The organism is Flavobacterium sp. LS1P28, from assembly GCF_003970335.1.
GTDB lineage: Bacteria > Bacteroidota > Bacteroidia > Flavobacteriales > Flavobacteriaceae > Flavobacterium.
In genome coordinates this window covers 21,205-32,345 of record NZ_RYDI01000012.1, presented here as the reverse complement: position 1 = coordinate 32,345, position 11,141 = coordinate 21,205, and the positions used below count along the sequence as shown (strand labels likewise).

Below are 11,141 nucleotides of genomic sequence, written 5' to 3'. Positions count from 1 at the left end.
ATTTTTTGTGTAATTTTGGATCGTCTTTTTGACAAATTCATAATTTTATCATTATAAAAATTTCACACTATGAATGCAGCTTTCACTACTGTAAAGGAACTTCAAAAAATGGATCCCGTTTTTGGTCAATTATCATTTGATGATCATGAACAAATTGTATTTTGCAACGACAAAGATACAGGTTTAAAAGCAATTATTGGTATTCATAATTCGGTTATGGGTCCTGCTTTGGGTGGTACGCGGATGTATAATTACGCGAATGAATGGGAAGCCCTAAACGACGTACTGCGACTTTCACGCGGAATGACTTTTAAAGCAGCAATTACAGGATTGAATATTGGTGGCGGTAAAGCGGTGATTATTGGCGATGCCAAAACACAAAAAACCCCGGAGTTGATGCGTAAATTTGGTGAATTCGTACATTCTTTAAGCGGACGATATATTACTGCTGAAGATGTGGGAATGGAAACTAAAGATATGGATACTGTAAGAGATGTAACGCCGTATGTTACTGGAATTTCTGAATCAAGAGGTGGTTCCGGAAACCCATCACCTGTTACGGCTTACGGAGTATATTTAGGCATGAAAGCGGCTGCAAAACAACAATTTGGGTCGGATGTTTTGAGTGGTAAGAAAGTATTGGTACAAGGAATTGGTCACGTTGGCGAAACATTAGTTGATTATTTGACTAAAGAAGGAGCTATTGTCACCATTGCTGATATCAATGAAGAAAAACTGAATGAAGTAGGAGCGAAGTACCATGCAGCAATTTTCAGAGGAGACGATTTGTACAGTGCTGATGTTGATATTTACGCGCCTTGTGCCATGGGAGCAACTTTAAATGACAATACTGTTTATAAAATTAAAGCCAAAGTTATTGCTGGAGCTGCTAATAATCAATTAGCGGATGAGAATGTTCACGGAGCAATTCTGCAAGAAAGAGGCATTTTATATGCGCCTGATTTTTTGATTAATGCCGGAGGAATTATTAATGTGTATGCTGAATTAGCACATTATGACAAAGCGGAGATCATGCGTAAAACAGAAAATATTTACAACACAACCTTAGAAATATTTGACTTTGCCCTTGCAAACAACATGACAACGCATCATGCGGCTTTGACGATTGCTCAAAATCGCATCTATCAAAGAAAAATAGAAAACAATAAAAAGTAGTTTTCAAGGCTCAGTTTTCAGTATTCAGCGAACATTTTTGTACCATTCACTGAATACTGTTGATTGAATGCAATAAAATAACCGATTATATATTTTATTTTAAAAAATGAAATACTTATTTTTGCACCCTAATTAATAAAAGTTCTTACAAGGTGGTAAATAGAAGACACATTCGCGTCAAGGTTATGCAATCCATTTATGCGATGCATCAAAGCGGTTCAGATAATCTGGAAAAAGAAGAAAAATTCCTTTTTTACAGTATCGACAATATTCAAGATTTATATCTTATAATGCTTTCTTCGCTGATTGAAATTTGCAAAACAGAAACTATCTTTTTGCATAAATCCAGTTTGAAACATCTTGCAACTCCTGAGGAACGTAAACCAAACGAAAAATTCATCAAAAATAGAATTTTTCAAATTCTTTCCGAAAATAATTCATTAAGTATCGCGCTGGAAAACCGTAAAATCAATAATTGGACGTTAAACGACGATTATATTTTATTGCTTTTGAATGATATTAAAGCCAGCACATTGTATGCGCAATACATGAGTAATGCGGTGAACACTTTTGAGGAAGACCGACAGTTTATTGTTGATTTATTCATGGATGTAATTGTTCCTAACGAGAAATTGTATGAGTATCTGGAAGATGATAAATTGACTTGGGTGGATGATATTCCGTTAGTAAACACACATATTATCAAGCAATTGAAGGTAATCAAATCTGGTGAAGATGATAATTTCAGAGTGCCAAAGTTATATAAAGACAATGAAGATAAGGATTTCGTGAAAGACTTGTTCCGAAAAACAGTCTTGAATGAAACGGAATTAGCCAAGGAATACGTGGATAAAACGCCCAACTGGGACAGTGATAGGATTGCCGAAATAGATACTATCATTCTAAAAATGGCAATTTGTGAGTTCTTGAAATTCCCGTCTATTCCCGTAAAAGTAACTCTTAACGAATATTTAGAGGTTGCCAAAGAATATTCTACACCAAAAAGTAGTATTTTTATCAACGGAATATTAGATAGTCTCGTAAAAGAGCTTCAAGCCAGCAAAAGAATTATAAAAGCCGGTCGTGGCTTAATGTAATAATTAACAAATAAAAATAAAATTATGGAACAATTAACTCAATTTGCACCGTTTATATTAATGTTTGTGGTGATCTATTTCTTCATGATCAGACCGCAACAAAAAAGAGCGAAAAATGAAAAAGAATTTGAAAGCACACTTAAAGTAGGTGATAAAATCATTACAAAAAGTGGTCTTCACGGAAAAGTTTCTGAACTAGCGGATACAACGGTTGTTGTAGAGACGATGTCAGGAAAATTAAAAATGGAGCGTTCTGCTATTTCTATGGAAATGAGTGCAGTATTGAACAAAAAATAATTTTTGGTTTAAGAAATTAAAAAAGTCCCATCCAGTTTCGGATTGGGACTTTTTTGGATAAAAAATAATCGGATTATTTTTTGCTTTTCTTTGCTTTTTTAGATTTTGCTTTGGCTTTCTTGGCTTTTACTTTTGCTTTTTTTGCTTTATCCTTTTTTGCTTTTTTTGCCTTTTTTGCTTTCGCTTTCGCTTTTTGCTTTGCTTTCTCTTTTGCGTCAGCTTTTTTAGCCTTTTTCTTGTCTTTGTCTTTCATTTTTAACTTCTTTTTAAGATCTTTTGTATCGTCCTTTTTATTTAGAACTTCCACAGTTGTATCGTCTTTGTCTTCTACTGAAATTTCTATGGTTTCTTCTATTGTTTCAGTTATTACTACTTCATTAAGTGGGACTATAGTTTCTTCAGAAGGTTTGATAACTTTGTTTTTGGGTGCCCTTACGGGTTTATCAATTTCAGGTTTTACGGAAGTAGGTACTGTAGGATTTTCTTTTTTTTGTATCATAGTGTGTAGTATTAGTGTCGTTTTTGATTTTATTAAAAACTTAAAAAAAATGACTCAATGTTAATAAATGGTTAAGTAATTGTTAGCAAATATAGTGATTTAATTTATTTTCGAATGTTAAGCTTTTCAATATTCTAAATTGGAAGTTTCAAGTATACCAAAAATAGAGGTAGGAGACAATTGTTGATGAAAGACTAGAAGTAAGATTTTAGAGGCATTTACTCTGAATGATTTGTAGTGAATGTTCTTTTCTTAGTGTTTTTTAAATTAAAAAGTCCCACTCTGAGTTCTTAGAAATGGGACTTAATGTCATCCATATTTGTCATTAAGACTAATATTTTCTGATAGTATTCGTATTCTTTTTTCAATACCGGAACGTTTAATTTCGTCTCGTTTTGCTGTTTCAAGATATGCTAAGAATTCGTATTGTTTGCAAGGATAGAATTTCTGAAATACTGCTGCTAATTCTGTTGTGGCAATAATTAATTTGAGAAATTATAATTAGGCATACCAATTATTATTTTTATCCCAAGAATAGGTATTGATTTTTGAATATTCTAAATTAGGCTTATTTTATAATTGAATCTCCTAATGCTGTTAGCTCAGCAATTTTCACGATTACTTCAACTGCTTTTTGCATGCTTTCAGCAGGAACGTATTCATATTTTCCGTGAAAGTTGTGTCCTCCTGCAAATATATTAGGACATGGCAATCCTTTATAGGACAATTGTGAACCGTCTGTTCCGCCACGAATAGGCTTAATAAGCGGTTTGATTCCTATTTCTTTCATTGCTTTTTCAGCAATATCTACAATGTGTTTTACAGGCAAAACCTTTTCTTTCATGTTGTAATATTGATCTTTAATCTCAGTGATAACTATGTCTTCACCAAATTGTTTTGCAAATTTCTTATTGATTTTTCGAACAATTTTCTCGATTAATTCTTTACGCCTTTCGAACTTTTTCTTGTTATGATCCCGAATAATAAGTTCTAAAACGGTTTCTTCGATGCTTCCTGTTATGTGATGTACGTGAAAGAAACCTTCGTATCCTTTAGTTTCTTCAGGTGTTTCTCCGGAGGGGAGTTCATTGATAAAATCATTGGCAATCAGCATAGAGTTGATCATTTTCCCTTTGGCATAACCAGGATGTACGCTTTTGCCTTTGAAAGTGATTTTGGCACCAGCTGCATTAAAATTTTCATACTCTAATTCGCCTACCTGGCTACCATCCATAGTATACGCCCATTCAGCTCCAAATTTATCTACATCAAAATGGTGGGCACCACGACCAATTTCTTCGTCTGGTGTGAAGCCAATTCGTATTTTTCCGTGTTTGATTTCCGGGTTATTGATCAGAAACTCCATTGCGGTAACAATCTCTGTAATTCCGGCTTTGTCATCAGCTCCTAGTAATGTTGTGCCATCTGTAGTGATTAGTGTTTGTCCTTTATACTGCAGTAAATCTTTGAAATAACTCGGGGATAATACAATGTTTTTATCTGCATTTAATACAATATCTTTTCCATCATAATTGCGCACAATTTGAGGTTTTACATTGGCTCCACAAAAATCCGGAGAAGTGTCAAAATGAGAAATAAACCCTATGATTGGCACTTCATGAGCCACATTACTGGGCAAAGTAGCCATAATATATGATTTGTCATCTATTGTTACGTCTTGCATTCCTATAGCTTTTAATTCGTCAACCAGTTTATGGGCTAAAGTCCATTGTTTTGGGGTGCTTGGAGTAGTTTCTGAGTTTGAATCAGATTCGGTATCAATAATTACATAACTGATAAAACGGTCTATGATATGTTGCATTTTTCTTTGTTTTATGCAAATATAATCATTTTTTAAGGAGCATTTTTAAGTAAATGTTGGTGTGAATTTTGTTTAATTTAATCTTTTGAAATAACAATGTCTGCACTATTATTTTTGTGTCGGTATAGGCAAATAATTAACGATTACATTTTTGCCATTGGTATATCAGCGTTAAAACAATCGCGGAAAAGTTTCCATTTTCCATTTTTTTTGTCCAAAGTCCCAGTGATTTTCCTCTATCAATATAGGTACTATTTTTATATAAAAGTTGGTGATTCCGTCTTTTATTAAACCACTAAAAATAGGAATTAGATTTTTTCGGACTACTATTGCTTTACTGTCGGGCATCATGAATTAAAAGCATTACAATTTGTAATTCCTGCCGAGTCACCATTTTTAAGCGCATTCATAAACACGATATTTTGTGTTGCTATTTCTTTTTTGGCTGTAGCCAAATAAAATGCAGAGTCACCTGCTTTTTTGGGAGAATCACAGCTTATCGTCAGAAAAGGTAAAATAGAGGTGTTAAGAACCAATAATTTTCTAAAATTGAATAGTTTTTTCATGGATTTTTTTATGATTAATACTCATATAAAAATTGATTGTTTATTTTTATTGATCAGTACCTCTAATACGCGTTGTACTCCCGGATATTTTTAGTAATCAAAATGATTTATATAAATTATTTTCTAAATATTTATTTATCGGTTAGATAATTCTATTTTTGTACTCCATAACAACGCACCCATGTACAAATTACTTTTACGTCCCATACTTTTTTGGTTTGATCCTGAAAAAGTGCACTATTTTACTTTTTCATTAATTCACTTTTTGTCTAAAATCCCAGGGTTTTCTTCTCTTTTTAAATTGCTTTATGAAGTCAATGATCCCCGATTAGAAACAGAAGTTTTTGGACTAAAATTTAAAAATCCCGTAGGACTTGCGGCTGGATTTGATAAAGACGCCAAGTTGTATAAAGAATTGTCCAGCTTTGGTTTTGGTTTTATCGAAATAGGAACACTTACCCCAAAAGGGCAGGAAGGAAACCCTAAAAAACGCTTGTTTCGTTTGAAAGAAGACAGCGCCATTATTAACCGAATGGGTTTCAACAACAGTGGAGTTCAAGAAGCGGTGGAACGATTAAAAAAAAATAAAGGTATTTTGATAGGTGGAAACATTGGAAAAAATAAGTTGACACCAAACGAAGAAGCGACTTCAGATTATGAAATATGTTTTGACGCTTTGTATGATTATGTGGACTATTTTGTAGTGAATGTGAGTTCGCCAAACACGCCAAATCTCCGTGCTTTGCAAGACAAAGAGCCATTGACGCAACTGTTGCAAACGTTGCAGAATAAGAATTTGGCAAAGCCAAAGCAAAAGCCAATTCTGCTGAAAATTGCTCCTGATTTGACAGATGAGCAGTTACTTGACATTATTGCTATTATAAAGGAAACTAAAATCGCGGGCGTTATTGCTACTAATACTACAATTTCCCGTGAAGGATTGCAATCCGAAAATAAAGCCGAATTAGGGGGTTTGTCAGGAAAACCATTATCAAAACGGTCTACTGAAGTAATCCGTTTTTTAGCTGAGAAAAGCAATAAAGCCTTCCCGATTATTGGAGTAGGGGGAATTCATTCAGCCGAAGATGCAATAGAAAAATTAGACGCCGGTGCAAGTTTAATTCAGTTGTATACCGGTTTTATTTATGAAGGACCAGCTTTAGTGAAAGCCATAAATATGAAAATTTTAGAAAAATTCTAATATCCCATATTGTACTAAAAGCCCTGTCAATAAAGCAATTCCAAAACTTAATAAGGTTCCGATAAGAACATATTCAGTAAGTTTTCGGTCCTTGGCTTCTTTTAAATCTCCAAAACGGAAGATAGATTTTGCAGCCAATAGAAAACCGATGGCTTCAAAATGGGCACTAATTACAAAGTAAAAAACAAATAAGCGTTCTAATATTCCAATATAATTTCCAGCATTGGATAGAGAATCATCGTTTTTTTTGTTTTCTGGAGTCCAAATCGAAATGATATTTTTTATCAGTATCGATGTAGGTTGTGTCAGTAAAAGTATTCCGGTTGCAAAGATCCAAAATTGATTGTCATATGATGCAAAATCGATACGGTCGTTATTGTAAAATAGTGTAATTGCTATGAGCACGATAAGATGTAAAAGTTGGTCAATTAGGAACCAATTGCGTTTTGTTTTGTCTTTTTGAACGTGTAATTTCATAAAATCAATTCCTCCATGTGTTACCGCTAGTACAGTCGCAAACCAAACAAAATTAGCCTTACCAATTAAAATCCAAGCCAGAAAAAAGTGAATAAACGTGTGGATATAAAGATAAATACTTTTATGTTTCCTGTTTTCTTTATCTAAAACCCAAGATGTGGGTTGCAACAAAAAATCACCAAGTAAATGGGCCAATAGTAGTTTTACAAAAATAATCATACACGGAGGTTTTTAATTTTTTTCCGAAAATGATTATCCAATTCCAATACCAAATCAAATTGTGCTCGTTTTCGTCTCCGACTTACAGCGGCTTGATTGATACCTAATTTTGTGCCTATTTCTTCTTGAGAAAGCATTTTGTTTGCCATAGAAACCACAATAAATTCAGCCGATTGCGCCAGCCAATTGTCCATAAAGGTCAATCCTAAACGCAGCATTAAATTTATTTCAGTATCTAAATCGCTAGTGCCGGAATTAATGACTAAGGTCGTTTTTAGTTTTTTTAAAGTTTCAAAAAGTTCCCCGGATCGAACGAATGCAGTTCCGTTACTTTCGGAAATTGTTGCTCCAGAATAGGTTTTATCACCAAAACCAATACTCATTCTCGCATCGAGTTTCAGCGTTTTTAGATACGCTTTAATTTGCAAAGCTGTGAGTAGTGCTTCTTCAGGATTTGTAATTTCTATTTGAAATTCGTCACCCCGATAAATTTCCCATTCACTCGGATTTTTACCTCTGGTATTCAATAGCTCTTTCAAGCCGTCAATCCATATTGCAGAAGGTAGTTGTCTCGAATTAATAATGTCTCCTGTGATTATACTTATCATATTTCAACTGTAATTAAAAAATCAAATTCAATTTCAAAAGATTAGAATCAAATTATTACCAAATTACGTAATAATATTTGTTATTACCAAATTACGTAATATTTTAATTTATTACCAAAATAGGTAATAATGTCAAATTTAGAAATTTTAAAAATCATAATTTAATAATCTTAATTGTTTTTCTATCTTTGGCTTTCTATGGAACCAATAAAAATTATAGAATGTCCACGGGATGCCATGCAAGGCATCAAGCCCTTTATTCCTACGTCAAGAAAAGTGACTTATATTCAGTCTTTGTTGCGTGTGGGTTTTGATACTATAGATTTTGGAAGCTTTGTTTCACCAAAAGCAATTCCGCAAATGCAGGATACAGCAGAAGTTCTGGCACAACTTGATTTATCTCAAACCAAAAGCAAATTATTGGCTATTATTGCCAATACACAAGGAGCAACTCTTGCGGCTGTTCATCCTGAAATACGCTATTTGGGCTTCCCATTTTCGATTTCTGAGAATTTCCAAATGCGGAATACCCACAAAACCATAGCTGAATCGTTAATTACCTTACAAGAAATTCTTGAAATTGCAGCTAAAAGCAACAAAGAAGTCGTGGCGTATTTATCAATGGGTTTTGGAAATCCTTATGGTGATCCATGGAACGTTGAAATTGTTGGCGAATGGACTCAAAAATTGGCCAGTATGGGAGTCAAAATCCTGTCGCTTTCGGACACAGTAGGAAGTTCTGCCCCTGATGTAATCTCGTATTTGTTTTCAAATTTAATTCCACAATATCCAGAAATAGAATTTGGTGCACACCTCCATACCACACCTGATAAATGGTTTGAGAAAATTGATGCCGCTTATAAAGCAGGATGCCGTCGTTTTGATGGTGCCATTCAGGGTTTTGGTGGTTGTCCGATGGCTACTGATGATCTGACTGGGAACATGCCCACGGAGAAATTATTATCATATTTTACTGCCCAAAAAGAATATACGAATATGAGTCCAATGAGTTTTGAAAGCACTTATAATGAGGCTTCTAAGTTGTTTGGAGAGTTTCACTAGAAATAAAAGAAAGGAAACCGTGTGGAACTCTTTTATTTTGGCAATAATAAGTTTATCATTGATGCGTTAAGTATACGAATCAAATTTTTTCTTTAACGTATCATACCATGAGACTACTGGCTTTCAATAGAGTTATAGGAATACTAATATTGTTGTTGTTCTCTTTTTCATGCGCGAGTGATTTAGATTATGATCAGGTGAACACTTTAAAGTTAGAGCCTGTTTTTGTATCTAATTTAGCATATTTTGATATTCCGGCAAAAGATTTTGTCACCAATGGAGTAGAGCAAATCGTGATCTTTGATGCACCCGTATTGGATGTGTTTAATGATGATTTTTTTAGACAGCGATTAAAAAAAGTGGAACTTTCATTTGAAATGGAAAACACCATTAGTAGAGCATATTCAGTGGATCTAGTGTTTTTGGACAAAAATTACCAACGCCTTCACGCTATAAATTTTACTGTTCCGGCTTATACCGGTTCGGAAAACAAAATGACTAAGACAGAAACTTTTGAAAATGCCCAGCTTGATTTATTAAAAAGAACTACCAGAATTGCTTTTACACTGACAATGTCGCCTGGTGCACTATTGAACGAGGATAGTGCTGGGAGTTTGAAACTGCGTTCAGGTGCAACCGCTTATTTAGTGTTGGAATGAGAAAAGTAATCTTAATTTTTATTTTATTTCTAGTTGTAGATTGCTTTTCGCAAAACAAACAAATTTTATATAATTTCACTTCAGTTCCTCAGTCTTTGATGACTAATCCGGGAGCAGATTTCAAATATAATTGGTATTTTGGAGTTCCTTTATTGTCTGGAATTTCTGCAAATGTAGGCTCAAGCGGATTTTCGGCGTATGATTTATTTGCGGATAACGGAGTCGATTTTAATGTAAAATTACGCAATGCAGTATTCTCATCTTCTAGAAAAGACAGAGTAGCGATCAATGAACAAATAGAACTTTTTAACGGAGGTTTTAAAATCAAAGGAGAACAAAATGATTCTTATATTTCGTTTGGGATGTATCAGGAATTTGATATGTTGAGTTATGTTCCTAAAGACATTGCCATTTTAGCTTTAGACGGAAATGAAGGTTATCTGGGTAAAGTTTTTAATTTAGGAGATCTGAATGTCAAAGCAGAATTGCTAACGGTATTTCATGTTGGATTTCATAAAAACATCAATGAAAAGTTTATTTTAGGAGTACGAGGTAAAATTTATTCGAGTATTTACAATGCTAATTCTACCAAGAACTCAGGCTACATTTACACTATTCCTTCCACTACAGGAGCCTATGAACAGATAATTTATTCACAATTACAACTCAATACGTCTGGAATTGCTCAATATAATGATGAGAATTACGAACCTAATGTGGCGAAAGACATTACTAAAAGAGCTTTTTTAGGAGGTAATTTAGGACTGGGATTTGATGCTGGTTTTACCTATTATCCAAAGAAAAACATACAGCTTACGGCCAGTGTTATTGATGTGGGTTTTATTAAACACAGCAAAGAAGTAGAGAGTTTAACATACAAAGGAACCTATAAGTATGAAGGTGTGATTCCGAATTTCAGCTCCGGTAATTCACCAGGAAACGGATACAAGGAATTCAATGATGCCATTCCTTTGGACACCTTATATGCGGATTATACAACTTGGCGACCAGCAAAATTTAATACTTCGGTTCAGTATTCGTTTGACGAAGAAAGACCAGAAGATTGCAATTGTCTTAATTATGATCCGGAAACTATTTATAAAAGTGCAGTTGGCGCCCAATTATTTGTTATGTCTACACCACGAACTCCACTAGTCGCTTTTACCACCTATTACAGGCGAAAACTCTTCAAGGCATTGCAAATGAAAGCCACGTACACCATAGATTCGTATTCGTACAAGAATATAGGATTGGGATTGTCCAGTCATTTTGGACCAGTAAATTTCTATATTCTTGCTGATAATCTTTTGGAATACCGCGATGTTACCAAGGCAAATAGTCTTTCTTTTCAACTGGGGTTAAATGTTATTTTCAAAAACAGTAAAAGATAAAGTACTATCTAACAATACTTCGTTAGTTTTTAAGCTGCTATTTTTCCATGATTCAAGAGTTCCCGAA

13 protein-coding genes are annotated in these 11,141 nt (G+C 34.0%); 7 read left to right on the top strand and 6 right to left on the bottom strand.

Features of this window, described 5'->3' with window-relative positions:
* Positions 1–69 precede the first annotated feature (69 nt).
* The 3 genes from EKL97_RS10290 to yajC all read left to right on the top strand — a co-directional run bounded on the left by EKL97_RS10290 (position 70) and on the right by yajC (position 2,570).
* Positions 70–1,176: a Glu/Leu/Phe/Val family dehydrogenase gene (locus tag EKL97_RS10290; protein ID WP_126460240.1), complete on the top strand. Its 1,107-nt coding sequence runs from the start codon at positions 70–72 to the stop codon at positions 1,174–1,176.
* Between the two features lie 185 nt (positions 1,177–1,361).
* On the top strand, positions 1,362–2,273 hold the full coding sequence (nusB, locus tag EKL97_RS10285; protein ID WP_126460862.1) for a transcription antitermination factor NusB: 912 nt from the start codon (positions 1,362–1,364) through the stop codon (positions 2,271–2,273).
* Positions 2,274–2,297: 24 nt separating this feature from the next.
* Complete coding sequence (gene yajC / locus EKL97_RS10280; RefSeq protein WP_126454584.1) at positions 2,298–2,570, top strand: preprotein translocase subunit YajC; 273 nt, start codon at positions 2,298–2,300, stop codon at positions 2,568–2,570.
* 73 nt (positions 2,571–2,643) lie between these two features.
* On the opposite strand, the gene EKL97_RS10275 is transcribed toward yajC, so the two are convergent.
* From EKL97_RS10275 to EKL97_RS10260, 4 genes are all read right to left on the bottom strand, one after another.
* Complete coding sequence (locus EKL97_RS10275) at positions 2,644–3,069, bottom strand: hypothetical protein (RefSeq protein ID WP_126568784.1); 426 nt, start codon at positions 3,067–3,069, stop codon at positions 2,644–2,646.
* A gap of 309 nt (positions 3,070–3,378) precedes the next feature.
* Positions 3,379–3,549 (bottom strand): hypothetical protein, encoded by a 171-nt coding sequence (locus tag EKL97_RS16095; protein WP_370453909.1) that lies wholly within the window; start codon positions 3,547–3,549, stop codon positions 3,379–3,381.
* A gap of 88 nt (positions 3,550–3,637) precedes the next feature.
* Complete coding sequence (gene pepT, locus EKL97_RS10265) at positions 3,638–4,891, bottom strand: peptidase T (protein WP_126568783.1); 1,254 nt, start codon at positions 4,889–4,891, stop codon at positions 3,638–3,640.
* A gap of 347 nt (positions 4,892–5,238) precedes the next feature.
* Positions 5,239–5,457 carry a hypothetical protein gene (locus EKL97_RS10260; RefSeq protein ID WP_126568782.1) on the bottom strand — a complete coding sequence of 73 codons (219 nt, stop codon included), beginning with the start codon at positions 5,455–5,457 and terminating at the stop codon, positions 5,239–5,241.
* A gap of 181 nt (positions 5,458–5,638) precedes the next feature.
* Between EKL97_RS10260 and EKL97_RS10255 the strand changes: the two genes are divergently transcribed.
* Positions 5,639–6,658, top strand: a complete 1,020-nt coding sequence (locus EKL97_RS10255; protein WP_126568781.1) for a quinone-dependent dihydroorotate dehydrogenase — start codon at positions 5,639–5,641, stop codon at positions 6,656–6,658.
* On the opposite strand, the gene EKL97_RS10250 is transcribed toward EKL97_RS10255, so the two are convergent.
* Both EKL97_RS10250 and EKL97_RS10245 read right to left on the bottom strand, forming a co-directional pair.
* Positions 6,644–7,354, bottom strand: a complete 711-nt coding sequence (locus EKL97_RS10250) for a DUF3307 domain-containing protein (protein ID WP_126564477.1) — start codon at positions 7,352–7,354, stop codon at positions 6,644–6,646. The two genes, EKL97_RS10255 and EKL97_RS10250, sit on opposite strands and share 15 nt — an antisense overlap.
* Positions 7,351–7,962, bottom strand: a complete 612-nt coding sequence (locus EKL97_RS10245; protein WP_126568780.1) for a hypothetical protein — start codon at positions 7,960–7,962, stop codon at positions 7,351–7,353. Before EKL97_RS10245 ends, EKL97_RS10250 begins: the two co-directional genes overlap by 4 nt.
* A 198-nt stretch (positions 7,963–8,160) precedes the next feature.
* Here EKL97_RS10245 and EKL97_RS10240 point away from each other — a divergent pair, with 198 nt between their 5' ends.
* The 3 genes from EKL97_RS10240 to EKL97_RS10230 all read left to right on the top strand — a co-directional run bounded on the left by EKL97_RS10240 (position 8,161) and on the right by EKL97_RS10230 (position 11,074).
* Complete coding sequence (locus EKL97_RS10240; protein WP_126561942.1) at positions 8,161–9,024, top strand: hydroxymethylglutaryl-CoA lyase; 864 nt, start codon at positions 8,161–8,163, stop codon at positions 9,022–9,024.
* Between the two features lie 107 nt (positions 9,025–9,131).
* A complete protein-coding gene (locus tag EKL97_RS10235; RefSeq protein WP_126561941.1) occupies positions 9,132–9,683 on the top strand; it encodes a hypothetical protein in 552 nt (183 codons plus the stop codon).
* Positions 9,680–11,074: a DUF5723 family protein gene (locus EKL97_RS10230; RefSeq protein ID WP_126568779.1), complete on the top strand. Its 1,395-nt coding sequence runs from the start codon at positions 9,680–9,682 to the stop codon at positions 11,072–11,074. The genes EKL97_RS10235 and EKL97_RS10230 overlap by 4 nt, the downstream gene beginning before the upstream one ends.
* Positions 11,075–11,141: the final 67 nt, after the last annotated feature.

Bases quoted from the DNA above. Each gene is read 5' to 3' on its own strand.
- EKL97_RS10290 (WP_126460240.1), top strand. From the start codon at position 70: ATGAATGCAGCTTTCACTACTGTAAAGGAACTTCAAAAAATGGATCCC.
- nusB (WP_126460862.1), top strand. From the start codon at position 1,362: ATGCAATCCATTTATGCGATGCATCAAAGCGGTTCAGATAATCTGGAA.
- EKL97_RS10255 (WP_126568781.1), top strand. From the start codon at position 5,639: ATGTACAAATTACTTTTACGTCCCATACTTTTTTGGTTTGATCCTGAA.
- EKL97_RS10230 (WP_126568779.1), top strand. From the start codon at position 9,680: ATGAGAAAAGTAATCTTAATTTTTATTTTATTTCTAGTTGTAGATTGC.
- EKL97_RS10250 (WP_126564477.1), bottom strand. From the start codon at position 7,354: ATGATTATTTTTGTAAAACTACTATTGGCCCATTTACTTGGTGATTTT.
- EKL97_RS10275 (WP_126568784.1), bottom strand. From the start codon at position 3,069: ATGATACAAAAAAAAGAAAATCCTACAGTACCTACTTCCGTAAAACCT.
- yajC (WP_126454584.1), top strand. From the start codon at position 2,298: ATGGAACAATTAACTCAATTTGCACCGTTTATATTAATGTTTGTGGTG.
- EKL97_RS10245 (WP_126568780.1), bottom strand. From the start codon at position 7,962: ATGATAAGTATAATCACAGGAGACATTATTAATTCGAGACAACTACCT.
- pepT (WP_126568783.1), bottom strand. From the start codon at position 4,891: ATGCAACATATCATAGACCGTTTTATCAGTTATGTAATTATTGATACC.
- EKL97_RS10235 (WP_126561941.1), top strand. From the start codon at position 9,132: ATGAGACTACTGGCTTTCAATAGAGTTATAGGAATACTAATATTGTTG.
- EKL97_RS10260 (WP_126568782.1), bottom strand. From the start codon at position 5,457: ATGAAAAAACTATTCAATTTTAGAAAATTATTGGTTCTTAACACCTCT.
- EKL97_RS10240 (WP_126561942.1), top strand. From the start codon at position 8,161: ATGGAACCAATAAAAATTATAGAATGTCCACGGGATGCCATGCAAGGC.